Annotated in this window: 20 protein-coding genes; 4 read left to right on the top strand and 16 right to left on the bottom strand. The window is 57.8% G+C overall.

The genetic code is table 11. The features are described 5' to 3' along the window. Positions 1-84: 84 nt before the first annotated feature. The 11 genes from PspR84_RS14350 to PspR84_RS14300 form a co-directional block, all read right to left on the bottom strand. Complete coding sequence (locus PspR84_RS14350; RefSeq protein ID WP_160057775.1) at positions 85-2,796, bottom strand: AAA domain-containing protein; 2,712 nt, start codon at positions 2,794-2,796, stop codon at positions 85-87. A 108-nt stretch (positions 2,797-2,904) separates the two neighbouring features. Next, a complete protein-coding gene (locus PspR84_RS14345) occupies positions 2,905-4,281 on the bottom strand; it encodes a M20/M25/M40 family metallo-hydrolase (RefSeq protein ID WP_160057774.1) in 1,377 nt (458 codons plus the stop codon). A gap of 188 nt (positions 4,282-4,469) precedes the next feature. Beyond that, positions 4,470-5,270: an amidohydrolase family protein gene (locus tag PspR84_RS14340; protein ID WP_160057773.1), complete on the bottom strand. Its 801-nt coding sequence runs from the start codon at positions 5,268-5,270 to the stop codon at positions 4,470-4,472. 63 nt (positions 5,271-5,333) lie between these two features. Next, the gene (locus PspR84_RS14335; RefSeq protein WP_160057772.1) at positions 5,334-6,122 is read right to left on the bottom strand and encodes an ABC-2 family transporter protein; all 789 of its coding nucleotides are present in this window, start codon (positions 6,120-6,122) and stop codon (positions 5,334-5,336) included. Next, on the bottom strand, positions 6,119-6,922 hold the full coding sequence (locus tag PspR84_RS14330; protein ID WP_160057771.1) for an ABC-2 family transporter protein: 804 nt from the start codon (positions 6,920-6,922) through the stop codon (positions 6,119-6,121). The genes PspR84_RS14335 and PspR84_RS14330 overlap by 4 nt, the downstream gene beginning before the upstream one ends. Next, positions 6,922-7,908 (bottom strand): ATP-binding cassette domain-containing protein, encoded by a 987-nt coding sequence (locus tag PspR84_RS14325; RefSeq protein WP_160057770.1) that lies wholly within the window; start codon positions 7,906-7,908, stop codon positions 6,922-6,924. Before PspR84_RS14325 ends, PspR84_RS14330 begins: the two co-directional genes overlap by 1 nt. 81 nt (positions 7,909-7,989) lie before the next feature. Next, positions 7,990-8,832 (bottom strand): hypothetical protein, encoded by an 843-nt coding sequence (locus PspR84_RS14320; protein WP_160057769.1) that lies wholly within the window; start codon positions 8,830-8,832, stop codon positions 7,990-7,992. A 49-nt stretch (positions 8,833-8,881) separates the two neighbouring features. Further along, positions 8,882-9,529, bottom strand: a complete 648-nt coding sequence (locus tag PspR84_RS14315; RefSeq protein ID WP_160057768.1) for a class I SAM-dependent methyltransferase — start codon at positions 9,527-9,529, stop codon at positions 8,882-8,884. Between the two features lie 36 nt (positions 9,530-9,565). Next, positions 9,566-10,708 (bottom strand): PQQ-binding-like beta-propeller repeat protein, encoded by a 1,143-nt coding sequence (locus PspR84_RS14310; RefSeq protein ID WP_160057767.1) that lies wholly within the window; start codon positions 10,706-10,708, stop codon positions 9,566-9,568. Then, the gene (locus tag PspR84_RS14305) at positions 10,702-11,136 is read right to left on the bottom strand and encodes a VOC family protein (protein WP_160057766.1); all 435 of its coding nucleotides are present in this window, start codon (positions 11,134-11,136) and stop codon (positions 10,702-10,704) included. Before PspR84_RS14305 ends, PspR84_RS14310 begins: the two co-directional genes overlap by 7 nt. Continuing rightward, positions 11,133-12,386 carry a tetratricopeptide repeat protein gene (locus PspR84_RS14300; RefSeq protein WP_160057765.1) on the bottom strand — a complete coding sequence of 418 codons (1,254 nt, stop codon included), beginning with the start codon at positions 12,384-12,386 and terminating at the stop codon, positions 11,133-11,135. Before PspR84_RS14300 ends, PspR84_RS14305 begins: the two co-directional genes overlap by 4 nt. A 770-nt stretch (positions 12,387-13,156) precedes the next feature. On the opposite strand from PspR84_RS14300, the gene PspR84_RS14295 reads away from it, so the two are divergent. Further along, positions 13,157-15,130 carry a GTP-binding protein gene (locus PspR84_RS14295; protein WP_160057764.1) on the top strand — a complete coding sequence of 658 codons (1,974 nt, stop codon included), beginning with the start codon at positions 13,157-13,159 and terminating at the stop codon, positions 15,128-15,130. 3 nt (positions 15,131-15,133) lie between these two features. On the opposite strand, the gene PspR84_RS14290 is transcribed toward PspR84_RS14295, so the two are convergent. The 4 genes from PspR84_RS14290 to PspR84_RS14275 form a co-directional block, all read right to left on the bottom strand. Then, positions 15,134-16,102, bottom strand: coding sequence for an aldo/keto reductase (locus PspR84_RS14290; protein WP_160057763.1), 969 nt, complete (start codon positions 16,100-16,102; stop codon positions 15,134-15,136). 103 nt (positions 16,103-16,205) lie between these two features. Beyond that, positions 16,206-17,552 (bottom strand): glutamine synthetase family protein, encoded by a 1,347-nt coding sequence (locus tag PspR84_RS14285; RefSeq protein ID WP_160057762.1) that lies wholly within the window; start codon positions 17,550-17,552, stop codon positions 16,206-16,208. Positions 17,553-17,573: 21 nt separating this feature from the next. After that, complete coding sequence (locus tag PspR84_RS14280; protein WP_160057761.1) at positions 17,574-18,131, bottom strand: XRE family transcriptional regulator; 558 nt, start codon at positions 18,129-18,131, stop codon at positions 17,574-17,576. Between the two features lie 25 nt (positions 18,132-18,156). Then, positions 18,157-19,446, bottom strand: coding sequence for an FAD-binding oxidoreductase (locus PspR84_RS14275; RefSeq protein WP_160057760.1), 1,290 nt, complete (start codon positions 19,444-19,446; stop codon positions 18,157-18,159). Between the two features lie 209 nt (positions 19,447-19,655). On the opposite strand from PspR84_RS14275, the gene PspR84_RS14270 reads away from it, so the two are divergent. Both PspR84_RS14270 and PspR84_RS14265 read left to right on the top strand, forming a co-directional pair. Further along, a complete protein-coding gene (locus tag PspR84_RS14270) occupies positions 19,656-20,006 on the top strand; it encodes a hypothetical protein (RefSeq protein WP_160057759.1) in 351 nt (116 codons plus the stop codon). Next, positions 20,003-20,695, top strand: coding sequence for a hypothetical protein (locus PspR84_RS14265; RefSeq protein ID WP_160057758.1), 693 nt, complete (start codon positions 20,003-20,005; stop codon positions 20,693-20,695). The genes PspR84_RS14270 and PspR84_RS14265 overlap by 4 nt, the downstream gene beginning before the upstream one ends. Positions 20,696-20,697: 2 nt before the next feature. On the opposite strand, the gene PspR84_RS14260 is transcribed toward PspR84_RS14265, so the two are convergent. After that, positions 20,698-20,958 carry a hypothetical protein gene (locus PspR84_RS14260; protein WP_160057757.1) on the bottom strand — a complete coding sequence of 87 codons (261 nt, stop codon included), beginning with the start codon at positions 20,956-20,958 and terminating at the stop codon, positions 20,698-20,700. 417 nt (positions 20,959-21,375) lie between these two features. On the opposite strand from PspR84_RS14260, the gene PspR84_RS14255 reads away from it, so the two are divergent. Beyond that, positions 21,376-22,728 (top strand): hypothetical protein, encoded by a 1,353-nt coding sequence (locus tag PspR84_RS14255; RefSeq protein WP_160057756.1) that lies wholly within the window; start codon positions 21,376-21,378, stop codon positions 22,726-22,728. Positions 22,729-22,738 lie beyond the last annotated feature (10 nt).

Genomic DNA, 22,738 nt, shown 5'->3' with positions numbered 1-22,738 from the left:
CCATGTAAATAGCTTGAATATTTTTTCAAAACTTTATTTGAGTTAAAGAAGAATTTCAGGGGCTGACAGCCTCTGCCCTAGTGCTTATTCTTTCTGCGCAGGACTGGCCCACTGCCCGATAAAGTCGCCAACTTTGCGCTCAATGTCACTCTCAACTGTGCGCAGCCGCAGAATGGGAATGCCACTTCTAGCCAGAATCTCATTTTTCATGGCGTCCCGAGCAGCCTGCACAGGTTGGTCGTGGTACCCGCCATCGACCTCGATCACACCTATCGGTTGCTTGCCCACTTTGAAATAGATCACGAAATCGCAACTGGCGCGCCGCATGAACGCCCGCTGCGGCTCCGTCCAGTCGAGGCCAGCCGGCGATGCAAGCTTATCCAGCTGGATCTGTGTGTGGTACTTCAATGCCTGGCACGCCGGGGCGGACAGCGCTTCGCGCAGCAACTGTGCCACGATCTGCTCGGACTTGTAGCGTGAATCCTCGGGCCGCAAGCGGGCATCCAGTCGTGCCAGAGACTGGTCGTACTCGCGGTACAGCAAGTCGAATGCCGACACCACCGGCGCGCGTACGATCTGCTCATCCTGCGCGTAATAGCTGATGTAGCGGATCAGCGCGGCGATGTGGCCATTGTTGTCCGTGAACACCTCGTCCCCGGTCACCAGAGTGAAGCGATGTTTGGCCCGCGAAACGGCCACGTTGATCATGCGGGGGTCGTCGACAAAATCCAGGCGTGTTCGCGCCTGGTTGTAGCGTTTCTTGTCGAGCACGCTGGAGAACACGATTTCATCACACTCGCGCCCCTGAAACTTGTGCACGGTGTCCTTGACGAAATCCGCCGGCAAGTGCGTGCCGGACAAATTGACTTGTGCCCTGAACGGGGCAATGTAACCTCGGCCCTCGCCGTCTATTCCGATGGGCTGCCCCTCCTCCTCAAGCACCTTCAGCAGGGAGTCCAGTTCCCGAAGGTTGGTGTTCTGCCTGGCGTGGTTGCCCTTGGCGGTCACCACCAGTCGCAGGGGCTCTTCGCCGTTGTCCTCGGTCATCGGCACCAGTGCATTGTCGTAAAACTGCTGGTTGCAGAACTGAATGATCCGGGGGTGGCAGCGGTAATGTTCTTTCAGCAGGGTTCTGGGCAGCGCGTCCTGGAACACGGCAATGCACGAATCCAGCAAGCTGTAGCGCTCGCAATCGTAGGCCTCGGCGGGCGCTTGAAGCCCCAGTGCCACGGGGATATGCGGCAACTGGCGGTTGTCACCCACGACGATCAGGTTCTTGGCGCAACCCAGTGGCAGGATGCCCGGCACGATGTCCTGCAAAGAGGCTTCATCGATGATCACGTAGTCGAGGACTGCTCCCGGCGCGATCGAATTGACGATCGAGTGCGTGCCGCTGCCAAGGATAGGGAAGCGCTGCAGGAAGGCATCGAAATGCCTGCGGTAAGTTTTGACATCGAAGCTGTCCGACGGCGGTACCTGAAGTTGCAGGTGGTGCTTGAGATGCTGCATCGATGCGGTTGTCAGTTCTTTCAGCAGCGCCGTGAAATTCGCGCGTGCCAACGTTTCACGGCACGCCCGCAACTGCGCTTCCTTGTCCCGCAGCGACTTGTCGTAATAATGCATTTGCAGTGCATGGAAAACGGCCATCCGCGCCTCGGCGTCGGCGAATGGCCTGGTGCGAAAGATCCTGAATTTGAACAGTAGCTCGATACGGTCTTTGAGATGAATGCGCTGCTCGCCGAGGTAAGCCAGGTAGGCCATGAGGTCCGCCGTCTTGCGCGGTGTCAGGCCGTACTTGTCGAGCGAACCGTTGGCCTGCACCTCGCTTTCTGCCTGCCACTGCTGCAGGTAGCGCCGCTCGATGACCAGCTCGTCCAGCTCGATTTGCAGTTGCGCCGCCCTGTTGTGGTCTTGCAGGTGCTGCTTCAAGCGGGCCAGCAAGGCCTGGATCTCATCCAGGGACAGTGCTGGCTCGGGCAGACTTGATGGCCACGCAGGCAAGTCGGCGAAGAAGGCCTGGCGTTTGTCTTGGTTGCCAAGCTTGGCGACCAAGTGGCCCAGGCCGTATTTCTCCAGCTTTTCGTAGACGTTTTCCACGGCAGCATTGTTGTTGGACAACACCGCTACCGTCTGCCCACGTAACAGAATATTGGCGAGGATGTTGAGGATCGTCTGGGTCTTGCCGGTTCCTGGCGGACCCTCGATCACGCAGACTTGCGCGCTGAACGCCCGCTCGACTGCCTGAAGCTGACTCTCATTGAGCCCGAACGGATAGATGAGCCCCTGCCCCGGAGCCAGCGTGCCGTTGCGCCCCGTACAGTAGGCTTGCAAAGCAGTGCCAGCGATGGCGGGCAGAGCTTCGAGTTGGCGCAGCACATTGTCGGCAATCTCACGATCAGTCTGCGACGCAGCGTGATCCTTTCGGGCGTTCGCCACTGTATTGAAATAGCGGAAGACCGGCGTGTCCTTCATCGGTGTCGGAACGGAAAAGCCAATGCCGTCCATCTTGTAGACATAGGGCTTTTTGCTGCCCGGATAGTGCACAACAGCATAGCGTTCGCCGTAAATCGTAGCGTTGGCAATGGGCTTGACGATCGTGCTGCCGCGCTTGTGCAGCAAGACATTGGTCAACTCGCGGGTGGGCGAAACCAGACAATCACTGAGCGGGCGGGTGTCTTTTTTTCTGGAGGGATAATGACAGGTCAGCTGCAGAAATGCGTCCCTGTCGCTCCAGCGAATCGCCCAGTCGCTGATCTTTGCGGTCTTGTCCTCACCATCCATTTGAATCGAAGCCATATTCCTCGTCCCTATACGCATGACATCCGGCTTCGCTTCGCGCCGAATGCTACCTCTCCAGTAGCTGCCATATTGCCATCATTGCATGCAAGGTCGATAGCCCGGCCTTTAACGCCTGCGCAGCGCCGGACGCATTGAAGAATCGCCGAGCAGATGCAGGGTTTCGTCAAGGACGTCGACATCGGCAATGACGCTGGCAAAATCCCAGTAGCGGTTGAACCTATCGGATGTGTGGTGGTAGGTATTCGAGTCATAGAAATCATGCCGCTTCATGCCTTCCTCAACGCCTCCTTTGAGCAAGTCGCTGCCGGTGCTCACCTGCACCGTGGGGATATCAATCCTGGCAAAACTCGCCTGATCGGAGCGGAAAAAATATCCCGCCGAAGGCTCTTCATCGAGACTGATTGTGCGCCCCAGGGTGTGGGCGGCACTGACAAAGGCATTGGGCAAATCGGACTGATCGCCGTCCACCAGAAACAGATCACGGGTTCTGCCAATCGGTACGAAACCATCGACGTTAAGCGCCGCCACCACCTCCAGCCCCGTCTCGCGGATCAACTGTGCGACCCGTGCGGAACCGTGCATGCCGACCTCTTCAGCAGACGTCCAGGCAAAGAGTACCGTGCGCCGCAGCGGCGTGGAGTCGGCCAGACGTCTGGCCAGCTCAAGCAAGACCGCCACACCGATCGCGTTATCGACAGCGCCCGGGTAATAACCGCTGCCGTCGGCGGTTTTGCCTAGGTGATCCAGGTGCGCGCAGAACAGGACACATTGGCGGGGAAACAGTCGGCCCTTTTGCATCGCCAGCACATTCCGACAATGCCGGATGCCAATGTCGCAATCGAGCCGCAGTTGCAGGTGTGCATCGAGACGGCACAGGCGCCCCGCCATTGGCCTGGGTGCGGCGATGAATGCATCAAGGTCAACACCGCCGTCAGCTAGCAATCGCCGTGCGAACCTTTCGCTGCAGAACCCTTCGAAATCCAGCCGACTGCGCACCGCGTGCGGAAGAAAGCGAAACGGCCGGCGCATTTCGTCCTGCACCAGATGAAACGCGCTGCCGAACAGTTCATCGGTGTGGACGATGATTACGCCCGCCGCACCTTGGCGGGCCGCTTCCTCGTATTTGTACTCCCAGCGCCCGTAGTAACTCATGCGTTGGCCGAGGAACAGTTCGCCTTCCGGGCTGTTGCGTCCGGGATCGTTGGGCAACACCACGACCACTTTGCCAACGACATCCAGTCCGGCGTAATCGTCCCAGTCAAACTGCGCTGCGACAATGCCATAGCCGACAAACACCAAAGGCGCGTGGTCGAGCGAAACCCTGGTTTGCTGTGAGCGGATCAGCAGTTCATCGTCCTGTTCGAGGTTGTAGCGGGTATCACCCTGAATGATCGCCCGGCAGCTTTTCGCATCGGATCGCACCGTGGCGCAACCGAGGGGGACTGACTGGAACAGGCCCCGGCGGCCCTGCCAGGGCGTCAACCCTAGCGCTCGGACTTTTCGCGCAATCCACAGTGATGCTCGCCACGCACCGGGTTCCCCTGCCCCGCGCCCGGCAAAACGGGCGCTGGACAAGGTCCGACAAACTTCGGCGAGCGCTGCCGCATGGAGCTTGTTTTTCAGGTAACCGCGAAAGACCGGAGCGCGAGCGTTTTTTTGCCTGGCTTTTTTCAGGAGCGCGCGTCGCATGTCGGCTCCCCTTCGCCCGGCCACTTGAACAGCCGTGCGGCGTTGTCAAAGAACACCTGCCGGTGGTGCTGCTCGTCGATGGCACTGGCGCACGCGGCCACGTACCCAGGGTAATCGACGCTGGGCCAGCCCGAACCGAAGAGGAACCGCTCCGGTTTGCCGGTGTAATCGAGCATCCAGCGGATCGGTTCGACCATCAACCGACCAAGCGTGGCTTGCGAAACGTCGCTTAGCGAACCTTCGATGATCGAACTGAGTTCGAGCCAGACGTTGTGGTTTTTCGCCGCCAGCACAGCGGCATCGGTAAACCACGGGTTAGCGCTGTGAACCAGAACGAAATTCACGTCCGGATGGTCGACGATGACCTCGTCCAGACTGAGCGGGTGGGCGTACTTGAGCTTGGAGCGATGCCAGCCTGTGTCGCCACTGTGGAACAGCACCGGGACATCAAACTGGCGCGCCAGGGTGTACAGCGGCATGAGCCTGTGATCGTCAGCATGAACATGCATGAATCCCAGATTGATTTTGATGGCCCCATAGACACCGCACGCCAGGTCCTGCGCCAGCGACTCTGGCGACCACTCAGGCTGAGCGATGACCGCGCACCTGGTCACGCCTAGCGCCTGCAACTGCCCGGCATCGCAACCGGGGTTATGCGAATCCGTTACGGATGCGCGGATGTCGAAGCGCGCTTGCAGCGCCTTGAAAGCTTGCAGACTGTCCGCCCGCGCAAATTCGGTATGCACGTGCGCATCGAAAACAGGCCCGGAATAACGACTCATCGAGAACTTCCCTGTGTGGACGATCGCAATTGCCGCGCATTCAGTTGCGCGGCGGCTCAAACGCTAGCTGCTGGCACTGCTATAGGAACGCAGCGCAAACAGCCAGAACACCCGTGACAGACAAACAAACGCGACGGCAAAAAGCAGCGCGCCCATGACCTCCTGCCAGCCGACCATGCCCATGGCCGCTGCTACCGGGACATTCGAAACGAAATACACCGGGACCAGAAACGTCAGGATCATGCGGATCGTCTGCGGAAACGCCGTGACCGGAAACCGCGCGATCTCCATGAGCGTGTAGCTGATGATCCAGACATCACCAATCTTCACAAACCAGATCGACAAGGTGCAGGTGATCAGAAACAACGAGTAGAAGATCGCCACTCCTGCCGCCATCAACCCCAGAAACGCCGCGAGATTGCCCACCCCTAGCGCACCTTCGCTGTGCATCGCATACACAACGACCGCAAGCCCGATCAATACACGAGGCAGTTCCCAAAGGCTGATTTTCGAGCATGACACCAGAAACTGGCTGTCGACCGGGCGCACCAGCATGTAGTCCAGATCCCCGGTGCGCACTTGCTCCGACAGCGCGTGCAGGCTGGGAAACAGCCAGACCTCAAGCAAACCTTCCAGCACCAGGGCCACGCCGAACAGCGCGAGTACCTGATGCAGGTTCCAGCCCCCCAGACTTCCGACTTCGCTGAACATGGCATCGAGGAAGTACAGCGCCAGGAGCATCCCGACCACCGTGTTCAGGGCATTGGTGACGGCATTGATACGAAATTCCAACTCCGCAAGCATCGAATGCCTGATCAGGGCCAGCAGCACTTTCAACGGTCGCAGGTTCATATGCCGGCCCCCGAAAAACGCTTCAACCCTTGGCGCCACAGCCTTCGGCGCAGCCCCACCAGCAGCACCACCCAGAACAGCTGCACCGCGAAACCCTGCAGCAGATCGCCGTCGGCCGCCTTGCCGATCAATACCTTGACCGGAAAATCCAGTGAGGCAGAAAACGGCAGCAACGCCACCAGATGACGGGTCGCTTCGGGAAACAGGTCGACCGGAATCAGCATGCCGCCCAGCACCGTGTACATCGACCAGACCATTGCATCCAGCGCCAGCGAATTGGCCATCCAGAACGCAAGCAGGCCGACGCAGTAATAGATATGGAAAATAATGATCCAGGCCAGCACCAGCGAGACGAGGAACAACGGTAATCGCCAGGCGACCGCTGCCAGGTCGATGGCAAACAACGAGGCCCCGATGCAGAACACGGTGATGACGATCGGTGCGCGCACCACCATCTGCCCCAAATGCTCCGCCACATGAAACCAGAAAGGTGCGACCGGTTTCAGCAGGCGACCGGACAGCGTGCCTTGGCGGATTTCGTCGTTCAAAACGAAGATGACCCATACGGCAGTCAGCTGTCTGACCAGATAGATGCCGAGGAAATACGCTACGAAATCACTGGGCGCATAGCCGCCGATGACCTTGTCCCGAGACAGCTCCCACCAGATCATCATCATGAACAACGGTGCAACGCCGCTGATCAACCAGACAAACAACTGCGCCCGGTAGACCACCGTCACCAGCACGCTTGTGCGCAGCAGGCGCCCGGCGATGCCGGGCCACGAAGCCAGAGCAACCATCACGCGTGCTCCTTTGGCAGCAACAGGCGCGGAAACGCCTGCTCCAGGGATGGCGTCTGGATCGAGATGTCCGTCACCGGAAAGTTCGCCAGCAGTTGCGCCACGGTGGCGGCGAACTGCTCTTCAGGCACCAGCAGCTCGGCGCTTTCACTGTCCAGGCTGAGCAGAGTGCCGTAAACGCTCAGTTCGTCGCTGCCGACTTGCGAGGAAAAGCGCAGGCTGACCTGGCGTTCGTTGACGTGCGCCTTGACCAGTGCCTGACGTGCGCCATCGAACACCACGCGTCCTTGGTCCAGCACAATGACGCGGTTGGCCAATGCCTCGATGTCCGCCATGTAATGGGAGGTGAGAATGATCGTGGCGCCAGACTCGCGGTTGTACTCGAGGAGGAATTTGCGAATGGCGACCTGCATTTCCAGGTCAAGGCCGATGGTCGGCTCGTCGAGAAACAGGATACTCGGGCGATGCAGCAGCGAAAGAATGAGCTCGCATTTCATCCGTTCGCCCAACGACAGCTTCCTGACTGGACGCCGAATGATGTCGCCGGCGGACAGCAACTGGCACAGCTCATCGATCCGGCGCCTGCATTCGACAGGCGCAATATCGTATAGCGCACCATGAAGATGGAAGGACTCCAGCGCTGGCAGATCCCAGGTCAACTGCTGCTTTTGCCCCATGACCAGCGCGATCGACTTGAGAAACTCCGCGCGCCGCTTGAACGGGTCATGGCCCAGTACCGAGAGGTGCCCTGCGCTGGGTCGCACGATACCCGAGAGCATTTTCAGCGTGGTGGTCTTGCCCGCGCCATTACCGCCGAGAAAGCCAACCACCTCACCCGCGTCTATCGAGAAGGAAACATCCGTAACAGCCGGCACGTACGTCTTCTCGCGACGAAAGTAACGCAGCAGGCTGCGCGACTGGTCATCACGGGCCCGGTAAACTTCGTAAACCTTGCTGATACCACACAGCTCGATTGCTTTTGACATACCTTTCCTTGAAATCCCGCATCCTTCACTTCAGTCAACACGCCAGCATGTAGCGGTGGCGATCCCTGTATGTTGGCGTACTCAGCCACGGCGAGCCAGCAGTTGATCGTGATGGTCTTGCACAGACAAACCGTCGTCGATCACCAGGCAAACCGCAGGCACCAGACTCGATTGCGCCAACAGGCCGAGGCCGAGTACTTCTTGCAGTTTGAAACCGGCCGCCAGCAGCGTCGCCTTCGTCCGATCGACGTCAACCGTGATCAGGTGCACCAGACACGGCGCCGCCATCAGCGCGGTCGACGCGTTGCCGGGTAATGTCTGACGATCAAGAAAGGCCAGACGCTGCTGGCCGATCATCAAGCGTCCCGGCTCCATTGCGATGCTGATCCGGTCATCCAGGTGTGTGAAGTAATGGTGTTGTTCCTGCTCGGGCCGGGCACAGAGCAAGGACACCCCGCCGAGCGCAAACAAACCGTTATCCGAGACTTGAGTGGCAAGGTCGCCACCGATGCCGCGCACGTACTCGATGAGCGACAGACTGACATCGTCCGTACTGCCAGTGGGTACGTTGGCGATCAGCCAGGCCGGCGCCGTCTCCCCCGCCGGAGCCTTGGCCGACATGGACAGGGCCGCGCGTTGCGACGGCAAAAGGCACGCCAGATGTGCCACCAGATCCGTTGAACACAGCCAGATTGAACAACCTCGATCGCTCCCATCCAGATTGCCCGAGCAGAACTCCAGATACCCGCCACTCAACCGGAAGAATGCGCTGACGCGGCCATCATCGTGACGCACTTGTCGCGTATGCGCCGTGAAGCCTGCACGGGCAAACTGGCCGATGACCTCATCGAACAGGCCTTGCGACACAGGGTAGACGACGTGATCCAGATGGGAAATCACCGGCGCCTTCCCGGCAACGCGCATGGCTCACCCGCTACACCTGGCGACCGCGGCAATGGTTTTTTGCGCTGCGTCACGCGGCTACGCCTGTCGAGGTTTTTGTACCTCGGGTGCACAGCGTTACGCCATGCTCTTGCACGCCACCACTTTTTTCCTCTTGGCTGACACCTTGCAGGCCCGCCGCTTTGAAGGCTTCGAGGTATCGGCTTCGTGGCCAGCGTGTCAGCTTGACCTCCAGCTCTTGCTCCCATCCCTGCGACTCTTCGCTTTCTTCGTAATAGTCCACCATGACAATCAGCTCGCCACCGGGCGCCAGCAGGCCGGCGGCTTTTTCGATGGCGGCGGTGATGTCTTCGAAGTAATAGAACACCTCCATGGAAAATATCAGATCAAACTGCATGCCCGCCGGCGGCTGCCAGTTCATGAAGCTTTCGACATCGATGTCGACGTTGTCGTAGTTCTTGACCTTGGTTTGGCAAATAATCGCCATTTCCTGACTGAGCTCCACAGCCCGGCAATAGCCGTTGGCAAACTTCGAGCGGGCCATATACTCCAGGGCATATCCGTTGCCCGGACCGATCTCCAGGTAGCGACCTGTAGAGGGTTCAAGCGCGGACAATACCGGTTCGACCCGCGCCCAATGCTCGCGGGCCATGTCCACCGCGCCATCCTCGATGGCCCATTCGTCGAAGAGCGTCTCGACTTCCTGTTCGTGACTCATCCAACACTCCTGTTTACTGCCGGGGTTCGATCCACGCTAGCGGATCCATTGATAAAAATGCACAGCGTTACGGTGCGAGCCAATCACCAGGTGCCCATCATCCGTGAGCAACGGCGAGGAATGAAATCCCGTGTCGTGCTCCAGTTGCCACAAGGTTTGTCCGCTATGTTGGGCCAGGCAGTGCAAGCGCTCGTCGGTGCCAACGAACAACGCGTCGCCGCTTGGCAGCACGGTAAAGGGTGTGTAGCGGAATTCGCAGGCGAGATTGACCCGCCACAACATCTTCAGGCTGTGCAGATCAATGCCGTACACGTGACCGTCATTGCTGCCGACATACGCCACACCTTCGGGCGACAGGCTCGGGCAGGACACCACGAAACCGTCGGTGTGAAATTGCTGCAGCACCGTGCCGTCGGCAGCATTGAAGACAATGATCTTGCCGTCGACTTCGGTGCCGATGATCCCGCGTCCCGAGGCATGGTCGATCGCAGCAGTGCCTTCAAACCGGCTGGTTTCGGTGATTCTCCAGCGCTCCTCGCCTTCGGGGCTGAAGCACATCAGCACATTGTCCGTACCGACGATGACATTGCCGTTCCCGTCCAGTGCCGGTGAACTGTAGAGGTCGTCCTCAACCTGATCGTCGAAGGATTGCTTCCACAGCAACGTGCCCGAAGCATGATCGACGGCGTAGAGCGTATGGTCGTAGCTGCCGGCGTAGACGATATCCCTGGCCGAGTCGATGGTCGGGCTGGCGTGAAACGGCCCCTGCGCCTGAAACGTCCACAGGCATTCGCCGTCACGGGAGATGCGACGTAGCAGATGGTCCTCGCAGCCCACGACGAAACTGCCGTCTGCCGACACGGCTGGCGAGCTGTAGACCGGTCCCTGAGTCGCAAACCGCCACTGTGGCTCGCCGTCACTCAAGCGTACGCACTGCAAGCTGTTATCCCAGCAGCCGAACAGAATCCGGTCATCAGCGATCCTGCCGGGAATGCTCCAAACCCTCTCGTCGCAGGACACCGTGCGTTGAAAAGTCGGAGGAGCCTGCCAGTCCTTGTGCGAGCTTTCCCGCCAGGGTCTGTGACTGCGCAGCGCCTGGTTGTTTTTGTACCAGGTGCTTAGCAGGTGCTGCGCATACACCGTTCCGGGTGCCGCGCGATCCGAGGTAGCGCTCAGCATGAGGTGTACCTGGCACTTTCGATACCGCCGCCGTACTTCTCGGAAATTTCGACCTTGTAACCGTTAGGGTCAATAAAATAAACGGAACGTGAAGAATGATATTGAACTTCATAGTCTGGCAGCAACTTGACGCCATGATCGCGAAGTTGCGTCAATACTCGATCAAAGTCCTCCACCAAAATCCCGAAGTGAGTAATTTCAAGACCATCGTTTTTTACGCCGCGACCTTCTGCATATTCATGCATGCATAAATAAAGTGTTTCATTGGCCCCGATCGTCATCCAGCGAGTAAATGCGCGAATACCCACTTCCTTGACTTCGAAGCCAAACACTCGCGCATAAAAATCGCGACTCTCTTCAATGTCAGCGACGTCCAGTTGAATATGATCGACAGCGACTATCCTGATCTTGTCGAGTGCGACGCTCATTGGACTAACCCTCGATATTCGTCGGGCAATATACCGTCAGCATGCCAGCGGTCGATGCAGGACTTGAAGTAAGGCAACTGTTCTGGAACATGTTCTCGGGCCACCCCATAACCGGCGACGCCTGCGGATATATTGGTATTGTCCAGCGACAGGGTGTCCTTGAATGCCGCCAATGCCTGATCGAAGTTGCCCATTTGCTGATGACAGGCACCCATCATGTACTGCGAGTAAGTCACTCGTGGAAAACCGATATCGTAAGCTTGCTGGTAACGTTGCAACGCACGCTGCCATTGCTGATCCTTGACTTCGATCTCGGCAGCCTCGTGGTAGGAGATGCTCCAGTGGGGATCGTAGGCGATCAACTCGTCAGCCACCTGGCGGGCGCTCTCGATGTCGCGGGCGACATAGAGCATTTCCTTGAGCTTGGATTCATAAACAGTCTTGCGCGCTTCCCTTGCCGGGATACTCGCGCCTTTTTCACCACGTATGACGGCATCGGCATATTCTTCGGCCAGCAGCATGTATTGCCGCGTGGTTGCCACATCGCCCCGGGCTGCCGGCACCATGGCCAGTCCGCGATAGAACGATGACAGCGAAACCAGATCCACCGGCGCGTCGCTCGAGGCAATCTGCCGGGCAGCCTTTTCGCCAGCGTCGATGAACCATTTGTTCAGCTCATCATCGATGGAGTCGCCTTTCAATTTCCAGACAATCGCCTGCGAGCAAACGTCCAGAACCCGCGACGGTGGCATACGCTGAGCCTGCAGCAATGCTTTGAGCGCAGTGAAGTCTTCCTGATGCGATGTGGTCATTTCAAGACGGTTCTGGATGGCGAACCGGGTCAGATGAAATGTCACACGCTGGTCGGGAAACAGTGCCTCGTAAGGGATTTTCGTCAGGACCTGATTGGCGTAGCGGTACCTGCAACTGGCGGCCAGACATTGCGCGAGGCTCAATTTCTGCACTGGCGGGGCCCACTCCAGCATGTCGGCCAACCACTTGACCTTGGTCACCGGGCCATCCATCGGGTAGGAAAAAAACTCCAGTTCGTCGACACCTATGGCGTGGCGCTGCGCCACTTCAATCAACGTCGAGGGTTCAAGCAGTTGAGGCACCCGATAAGGCACCTCATCGAAGTTCTGTTCCGCCAGCCCCGCACACACGGAGCGCGACCAATTCGTCGGATGAGCGCCTGAGTCATCATAGAAAAACACGGCGCGCGAAAACGCATCGTCCAATTTGCTGTGCATATCACTTTCCCTAATGACATGTAGAAACTGCGCTGTCGAGATTAAATACGGCCGAAGCAACGCTTCGGCCGTACCTCACAAGACACCGGTATCTTGTGTACAGCGGACAATCAGAGGATGAACAGTGCCGAAAGAATTCGGTTCTGTACGCTATTGAACTTAATCATGTTGAAGCTCCTTTTTTGAAAGTATGCATGGAGTATCCATGCGATTCCGTTACTTCATTCGCAGCCAAGTCTTTCAACACGACCGGAATAAAAGTTACCGCTTCTCAGAGGATGAACAGCGCCGACAGCATCCGATTTTGTACGCTTTGATATTTGATCATTTCACTATCTCCATGTGATTTAAAGTTTGCTGCAAATTGCAGCGCCGTAAGATTTAGCTGTCATCCGAAGATACGTCAAGAAAGTTTGTGAAAGGCACTTTCCAGGTTAAAACGAACCTTCTAGTTAGTTCCAATGGCGTTTTTCGACGTGTATCAATGGTTTAAATGAAAAATAACCCGATCATGTTTTTTGCGATTTTTGACGGTGTACAGAAAGTTACCCGCCGTCGCGCCTCGCGATTTCGGCACCTTCCGCGTTGAAAGGTACAGCAGAAACAAATTGCAACATTCCGTGGTGAATTGACGCACCTGCAAACCTCAACTAGTTTAAACAACCGTCAGCGGTGGTAACTGGAAGTATCCGCCGTGAGACAGCGCATTCGAATGGAGTTCGACCGGCCGACAACCGCCTCGTCAGCCGTATGATCAGGAGCGATCAACCATGAAGTCCCTTAATCTGGGAATCCTCGCGCACGTCGATGCCGGCAAGACCAGCCTTACCGAACGGATCCTGTTCGATGCCGGTGCGCGTCTGCGCCTGGGCAGTGTGGATTCGGGCAACACCTGCACCGACAACCTGCTGCTGGAACGGGAGCGCGGCATCACGATCAAATCCGCCGTGGCCTCGTTCGAGTTCAACCACCTGCTGGTCAATCTGCTGGACACCCCCGGACACCCGGATTTCATTGCCGAAGTGGAGCGTACGCTTGCCTTGCTGGACCTCGCCGTCGTCGTGGTGTCGGCCGTCGAGGGAGTTCAGGCGCAAACCCGAGTACTGGTCAATGCCCTGCAACGCATGGCGATACCTCATGTGTTCTTCATCAACAAGGTTGATCGGAAAGGCGCCGATTTTCTGCGCGTTCTGGAGGCTCTCGAAGTACAACTCAAGAGTCGCCTGCTGGCCTTGTACGCTGTGCACGAGGCCGGAACGGCGCAGGCGACGGTCGAGCGCATTGACCCGGCGTCAGCCGAGGTCACTTCACAGTGGCTGGACGTGTTGTGCGAACACGATGAGACGTTGTTGCACGACTACGTGACGGCGGCGCAAACAATCGACGGTTCGCGTCTTGAGCAAGCAGTGCGCGAGCAACTGGGCAGAGGACTGATCAATCCGGTGTTTGCCGGGTCCGCCATTACTGGAGTAGGTGTCGCACAGATGATCGAGACGCTCACGCGGTTGGCCCCGGCCAAATGTCACGATGCCGAGGCGCCCGTGCTCGCCTCGGTATTCAAAATCGACCGGGGCTGGGGTGGGCACCGGCGTTTTCATGTTTGCGTCCAGGCCGGCACGCTGCACGTACGCCAATCAATCGAGACGCCGCAAGGCACCAGCAGAATCACCGCCATTCAGGTCTCCGAGAGCGGCGGTCTGCAACCGGCAACCCTCGCCCGCGCAGGCCAGATCGCTTGTATCAGCGGGCTTGAAGGCGTACGCATCGGTGATCGGATCGGCGCGTGCAAAGAACGAAACACCGCCGCGCACACCTTTACCCCACCGGCGATCGAAACCCATGTTTCAGCCGCTTTGCCAGCGCAGACCAAAGCCCTCTGGGAAGCCTTGAGCCTGCTGGCAGAACAGGACCCGCTGATCGATTTGCGTCGAAATCCAGCAGGGCAAATGTTCGTCTCGCTGTACGGCGAGGTGCAAAAGGAAATCATCCAGGCCACGTTGCAAGAGGAGTGCGCCATAGAGGCGGTCTTCGAGGAAAGCTCGGCGATCTGCGTTGAAACCCTGCAAGCGTCTGGTCAAGCCCAGGAATCTATCGATGAACCCGACAACCCGTTTCTCGCCACCGTCGGTATTCGTGTCAGTCCAGGGGCCGCGGGCTCGGGGCTCACGTTTATTCGGCAGGCCCATGCAGGGCTGATGCCGACGAGTTTCTACAAAGCGATCGAAGAATCCGTCTTCGAGAGTCTCAAGGAAGGCCCGTGCGGCTGGATGGTTCACGATTGCGAGGTGACATTGACCACCGTCGACTATGCATCGCCCTCAAGCACTGCAGCTGATTTTCGACACCTCACACCGCTGGTACTGGCAGCAGCGATCACTCGCGCCGGCACCGAGGTCTGCGAGCCACGCAGCCAATTCAGCATCGAAGTGCCGGCGGCCATGAGCAGCGCGGTTCATGGTTTGCTGGCCAAGGCTGGAGCCACAATCCATGGCACCACGCTGGACGCAGAGACCGCGCGGATCGAAGGCTCGATCGTCACCACGCGAATCTACAAGTTGCAACACCAGATACCCGATGTCACCAGTGGCCTCGGTTTTATGGAGAGCCAACTGGCCACGTATACGCCGATCGCGGGTACCGCGCCTCGACGGGAGCGCACCCTGGCCAACCCTTACAACCGCCAGGATTACCTGCGGCAAGTCAGGCTGGGCTTGCGCGTCGGACGGCCGGCAAGCAGTGCCTGATGGCTATGTAACCGGCGGCTGGCTGATCTGGTTGAGATGACTGACATCGGCGGCCGGCAGGTGCAGTTGCGGGGACGCCATGATCTCGCGCAATTGCTCGACAGTACTGGCCCCCACCACGGGCGCCACCACCGCTGGTTGCGCCAGCAGCCAGGCGAGTGCCACTTGCGTACAGGTACTGTCGCAGTCCCGCGCAATCCGACGCAGTGATTCAAGGATCTGCCAGTTGCGCTCATTGAAGTAGTCTCTCTGTACACCCGGCGCGCGCGGAGAATCCGGCAATCCTGCCTGCGGGTGGTACAGGCCAGACAAAAAGCCCTTGGCGAGCGGGTTGTACGGCAGCAGCCCGACGCCCTCTTCCACGCACAATGGCTGCAGTTCGGATTCGACTCGACGCCGTTCGAGCAGGTTGTAGCGCTCTTGAACACTGACATAGCCGACCAGTGCGTTGCGCTCGCTGATCGCCAGTGACTTCATCAGGCGCCAGGCTTTGAAGTTGGAGCAACCGATGTAACGCACCATCCCCCGCTGCACCAGATGTTCGAAGGCGCGCAGGGTTTCTTCGACCGGAACGTCATCGTAGTCATCATGGGCCTGATACAAATCGATGCAGTCGACTTGCAAACGCGCAAGCGAACCCTCCACAGCCTTGACGATATGTCGCCAGGAAAGCCCCTCGTCATTCGGCCCGGCCCCCATGCGCCCGGAAACCTTCGTTGCGAGCAATACCTGGTTGCGGCTGGCCGTGGTTTTCAACCAGCGCCCGACGAACTCTTCCGAGGCCTTGCCACCGACACCGTCGCCCAGGACCGGGTAGACATCCGCCGTGTCGATCAGGTTACCGCCCGCTTCCACATAGGCATCGAACAAGCGGCGTGAAGTAGGCTCATCCACCCACCAGTTGCATTGCGCGGTTCCCATCGCAATTGCGGAAACCTTGAGTCCCGAGCGTCCCAGTCGTCTGTAGTTCATGATCGATATCGCCGTCCCTGTTACGAAGCTTCCATGATGTCGCGGGGCAGTATAGTGGAGTCGCGGCGCCTGCCCCCTTCAAGGCTGACTGCTTTTGCAGGTGTCACAAATACCACCGATACTCCCGCGCACTGATGTCCTGCATGAACGCCAAATGATCCTGGCGTTTATTCTCGCAATACACATCCACAAACTCTGCGCCCAAGCCCTCACGCAACTGCGGCTGATGCTGCATCGCGCGCACGGCCTCGAACATCTCTTTGGGGAAATCGATCCCGCTGTTGCGGTCTTCATTCAGCGGTACGATCGGTTCTTTGCCCGACTCCAGCCCGTGTTCAAGCCCGACCAGAATCGCCGCCAGCACCAGATATGGATTGGCATCCGCGCCCGCCAAGCGATATTCAACCCGCAGGTTTTTCGCGTCCGACTCGGGAATCCGCAGGCACGCATCACGGTCTTCAAAACCCCAACTGGCCTTGGTCGCCGTATTCACTGTGCCGCCCAAACGGCGCATCGAGTTCTGGTTCGGCGCGAAGATCGGCATGCTGTGCGGCAGCAATTCCAGGCACCCGGCGACCGCGTGGCGCAACGCCTGTTGCTGATTCGCGGCCAACAGATTATTTCCCTCAGCGTCGTAGAGGCTGACATGCACATGCATGCCGCTGCCGGGATGCTGCAAGTACGGCTTGGCCATGAAACTGACGCGATAGCCGTGTTTAAGCGCAACACCGCGCGTGCTGCGGCAGAACAACGCTGCCCAATCCGCCGCACGTAAACCGTCGTCGAGATGGCCGAAGTTGATTTCAAACTGGCCGGGGCCAAGCTCAGCGGTAATCACCGTGGCGTCGATGCCCTGCGCCCGTGTGGCTTCGACCATGTCATCCAGCACCGGCGCGAAGCGTGAAAGCCGCTCGATGTGCAGGTTCGGTTGATCATCGGCGTCGTCAGTCAGGTCGTCGCGGGGGAATTGCGGCAGGCCGTCGCGCAGCTTTTTGTCGAACAGATAGAACTCCAGCTCGAACGCTACCACCGGGTGAATGCCTTTGCGTGCCAGACGCTTAAGCACCTGCGCGAGGACTTCACGCGGTTCGAACTCGATCGGTTTTTCAGTGCCATCGGAAGTGATCAGCATCTGCCCCAGCGGCTGCGCTTCCCAGGTCACCGGCGTCAAGGTGCCCGGCACCAAACGGCGCACGGCATCCGGGTCGCCATCGTTGAAGCAGTAATCGCCAATCGGAAACAAACCACCCTGCACGCCCAGCAGTACGCAGTTCTGCGGCAACTTCAGGACGCTGCCAGCGGCGACTTTTTCGAGCATGTCGACTGGATAACGCTTGCCGTAAAAGTGCCCGGGAATGTCCAGGGAAATCAGGTCGACATAACGCACCTCGGGGTAGCGTTGGCGAAAGGCACGCACTTCGGCGAGCAGGTCAGCGCAGACAGCGTCCATCGTGTTCATCCTTTGTTGTGATCAGGTGTAGACCCAGAGCACGCGGGTCAGCTGCTCGGTGAGGTTGCCATAGCGGCACCGGGTGTGGCTGTCGAACTGGAAGCTGTCGCCGGCCGTCAGCGTGGTCGGTTCTTCGTCGTCGCCCAACCATAAAGTCAGTTCGCCTTCGAGGACGTAACCGCCCTGCTCCGAACTGTCGGTCAGATGGCGATCACCGCTACTCGCGCCGGCTTCGAGATGGCTTTCGAGCATGGAGAACGAGGCGCGGATCTGCGGCGATACCAGAATGTCGGTGATGCCGTTGGCGTAATACAGCGTGCGGCGCTCGTCCGGGCGCGTCACCCACGGCAACTCCTTGGGCTTGGGCAGGCTATAGAAGTAGGTGGTCGGCACGCCGAAGGTTTCGCTGATTGCGGTCAGGTCCGCCACCGTCGGCCGCGACAAACCGCGCTCGACCTGCGAGAGAAAACCCACTGAACGGCCGATCTTGTCGGCCAGTTCCTTGAGGGTCCACTTCTTGTGCTTGCGCAGGTCGTGGATAAGGATCGCCAGCGCGGCGATTTCTTCTTGCTTGTTCATGGACGCGATTCCGAAAAAAGTCTCATCAAATGCTGTCGCGCAGTCGATACCAGGCCTTGCCGATGGCTTCCAGCGGCGCCGCGAAATGTTTGCCGCCGGGGAAACGGCCATTGCTCAAGCCCTGATACAACGCCAGTTCATCCGCGTCGCCAAGAATCGCATCGGACACCGCGCGTGCGGCGGCCAATGTCGGCAATACGCCGTGGCCTGAATAGCCTTGCAGCCAATAACGATTGTCCGCGCCGCCGACATCCGGCGTGCGCTTGATCGTCAGGTCGATATGCCCACCCCAGGCGAACTCGATGCCGACACCTTTAAGCTGCGGGAACACCCGCTCGAGAAACGGCCGCGTCGCCGCCGCAATGTCCTTGGGCATGCCACCGAGATACGTGCAGCCGCCGCCAAACAACAAACGGTTATCCGGCGTGCGCCGAAAGTAATCGAGGACGAATTGGTTATCGGTCACGCAGACATTGCGCGGCAACAGCGCCGTGGCCTGCTCAGGTGTCAGCGGTGCGGTGGCGACCTGGTAAGTACCTACTGGCAGAATGCAGCTGGACAGTTGCGGGTCGAGTTCATCGAGATAAGCGTTGCACGCCAGCACCAGCACATCGGCGCGCACCGAGCCGCGCTCGCTGTTGACCCGGAAACCACCGCCCTGCTCCTGATAACTCAAGGCTTTGCTTTGTTCATGGATACGCCCGCCGGCTCGTTCGATGGCATCCGCCAGGCCCAGTGCCAGTTTCAGTGGATTGAGGTGCGCGCCCTCAGGATCGTAAAGCCCGGCCTGATAGCGATCGGTGGCCACCCATTCCGGCAATTGTTCACGAGGAATGAATTGCAACACATCGTGGCCCCACTTGTGGCTGGCCTCATGTTGCCATTCGCGGAGCAGACTGACCCGCCGTGGTATTACCGATGTCCAGAGGTGCCCAGGGCGATAATCGATATCGAAGCCGTGACGACCCGGTAATTCACGCAATTCCCGAGCAGCCCAACGCATGCCGTCCCACAAGCGTTTCGCCCGCTCATGACCGAGCGCAGCTTCCAGCGGCGGCATATCGCACGACCAGCCGAGAATCGCCTGCCCGCCATTGCGCCCCGACGCTGCCCACGCCACGCGACTGGCTTCCAGTACCGTCACGCGTTTGCCAGCCAAGGCCAGACGCAGCGCCGTGTGCAGGCCACTGAAACCGCCGCCGATGATCACCACGTCGGCGTCATGTTCACCGTCCAGAACAGCGCGATGGCGCAGAATATCGGCGCAACTGTGGGCGTAATAGCTGTCGACGTGCTGGCTGGATTGCAGGAACATTCGCGACCTCATGAAATTATCTTTTTATAATTTCATGAAAATCTATAGAGATATTTTCACCAAAGCAACTCTGAAATCATGGACGGACGATGGTCCAGCCACGCTTAGGGAATACAGCCAGTCATTCGTAAGCAAAAAAAATTGCCATCACTTTGACAGCAACCAAAGTCGAGGCTAAGCCTTATGCAGGTTCAAGGATGGAGAAATGAATGCGTCTGACAGGGATATTTCTTGCGGCCTGCCTGACCAGTGGTTGTTCCGTTGTCACTGTAAAGGGCGCTCAAACGCAGCAACGCTTCATCAACATCGGCCCGGTCAATCTACAGACCGACATGCCTGCGCGAGCCATTGTCACCAGCGCCTTCGGTGTCGGTGCCACCAGCGTTCAGGGCACCAACAATATTGGTTACCTGAATCAGGAAGTTGTTGTTATCCCCTCCCCATCCTCCTGCAACCTGATCCTGATCGTTCGCGACCACAAAGAAATTGAAAACATCAAAAGAGCATTGGGTGAAACCATCAACCACGTGTGCTCGAACTCTGCAGAGGTCTCCCCTTGAAACGCTATCTTGTTCTTTCGCTTGCACTGGTCGCCACCGGCTGTACCAGCAAAACACCTTTGGTCTTCGTATCGAAAACATCCGTGGGTGTAGAGGTCTCAGCCCCCGGCACGGGCACCGGAGAATTCGGAGCGTCGATCGGCGTGAATACTCTCGATGCGGCCTATGTTCCGGTTGTCGAACGCATCAAAAACGGAACCTCTGAATCAGTCCACGAGGTGAAATCTGGCGAGTCGTTAACCGAGGAGCAGCGTGCAAACCTTGCAGCTTTCCTGGCTAATCAGATCAGTATCGAAAAAAACAACATCAGCGCCGCCCAAGCAACGCTTGCAGGGAAGGTAACGCCTGAAACACGGGAACAAGGCGAGAAAGCTATTAACGAGGCAAACCAAAAGATCCAGAATCTGAGTGAGGACTTGAGCAACGTATTGAGTCGGGTTGACGCTCTTTCCGTGTTCTCGGCATTCGACTCAAACACACTCCTGCGAGCAGACGCTGCGGGCCAGGGAATAGGCAAAGTGTTTGCCACCGGGTTGGCGGCACAGCATGTGGCTCGAAACTTTAGTCAACAAGCCCAGGCACAAGCGAGCTGCAAAGATAAAATCGCGCCCACTGTGGCTAAACTGGCGGAGGTAGGCGACCAGACCAACAGGGACTACGCGATCAAATTACTGGAAGCTTGTGAATAGCATCAGAGTGCCTTTAAAAGCTTTTTGAGGAATTCATTGATTTCACTATCGGCGATCTTGGTATTCAGGCTATCGCACAATTTATCGTTCTTTTTCCAATCAAAGGTGGGTGATCCGCTTTTGATTGTGATGACGACCGTTTTGTCTGGATCGTCCCCCTGAGCGGCCTGTTGTGCGATCTCTTTGGTAAAGGCATCCAGCGCTCGTGGGTCCGGCGCTGAATCGGGATGACCACTGGAGAGTGCAGCAAACAGTGATTTCACATAGGCGTTGTACTTTTCGTAGTGTCGGAAGCGGGTTTTGCCTGGACAGCTTTCAAACTATGAATCTGCTGTGTCTGGGAAAGGCAGCCTGCTTGCAAAACTAACGCGGCAAACAATGGAATTGTTCTTGCGAGCGTTTTAAAGGGCGTCATCTCATGCATCCTTGCTGTGGTTTACAGCGATAAGTTGCTCTGAACATTAGTACAAGTTTGCGATAAATGCGGTCCGTCCCGCCGATCACCGCCTCAGGCCATTGCGTTCAGTTGCCGTCCGCCAACGCACTCAGCCGGTGATTTCCGTGCAGATTTCAGCAGTCAGCGAGACTCTTCGACGTACTCAGTCATTACAAAATGCCAGCATGCAGACCAAAACCTTCTACTCTGCAAATCAGGACGCAACTTATAGAGGACGTAAGCAATGCGCGCACTCATTACCATCATTGCTTTGGGCCTGATTCTTCAGGGTTGTGCCCCACTGAAACAGTACCACCCTGCTCCGCCCTACTTTAAAACCTATGATCTCGACACTCCTCTGGCCTCCTGCCCGAATGACAGCGCGAAGAAGGCAGGCTTTCAGCATGGGTTCATCGAGTTCGACGAATACGGCAATCTGTTGAACCCTGACGCCTTCGAAAGGCAGATGGCCGACATCAGGGCGGTCAACGGGCCACTTCTACTTGTGACGTACTTGCATGGCTGGCGACACTCCGCAGCGCCAGATGATGACGATGTTCGTGAGTTCAAGCTGGCAATGCGCAACATCGCCGCCATGGACGGTTGCAAACGTACCGTTGTCGGGCTGTACATGGGCTGGCGGGGCCAGGTATTTGCGTGGAACTCACCGCTGGATCTGATTACGTTTTGGGATCGTAAACAAACAGCGCACAGCGTCGGTAGCGGAGCAGTCACCGAGGTGTTGCTGCGCCTGGATAAAGAACGCGTTCGACGCAATGACAACAGCCAACTGCAAGCAAAGAGCAACACGCAGACCCGCTTGGTATTCATTGGCCACAGCTTCGGGGCGGCAGTGCTCTATACAGCGCTTGCACCGATTCTGATCGAGCGTTTCACGCAAAGCAGTGGTTTCGATCCAGCCAACGACCTTGCGACCACCGGCTGCGAGAAAAACCCGCGGGAGCCTCTTAAAACGGTTGGTGATCTCGTGGTATTGATCAACCCGGCATTTGAGGCGATGCGTTTGGCGACCTTGCAGAAGATGAGCATGGGTTGTCATTACACCGAACATCAAGCACCTGTTGTGGCAATCGTAACCGGGACCACTGACCTTGCGACGAAGTGGGCTTTTCACATTGCACGCGCGCCCAGGGCAAGATTTCAAAAATACACGGACGATGTCGTTGAAGGTTATTCCGCCAATTCGACAGCCGTCGGTCACTATGAGCCTTACCAGACCCACTTTCTTTCTTCGCCAACTTTTTCGCCTGACAACGCTGACCGGGAAACTTTCAACGGTTGCGAGCAATACATCGATCCCCTCAAATCTGACTTGCGCATCAGCCTGACAACGCTTTCCACTTCAGAACCGTCGCGCACAGTCCGTTTTACATCGCAACAGAAGCAGATTGACGGTTCGCAGAAGTTCTTTGATCTGCATCTGGAAAAAAATCCGCAGCTGAAAAATTCTCCAGACCACAATCCGGTACTAAACGTCAAAGCTTCCGCTCCGATCATTAATGGACACGGAGGGATTTACAGTTGCCAGCTCATGACGTTCATCGGTGGCCTGATTACTCAAACGATAACCAACTGAGTCTGGAGAT

Source organism: Pseudomonas sp. R84 (genome assembly GCF_009834515.1).
GTDB lineage: Bacteria > Pseudomonadota > Gammaproteobacteria > Pseudomonadales > Pseudomonadaceae > Aquipseudomonas.
This window is presented reverse-complemented; position numbering and strand designations above follow the sequence as displayed.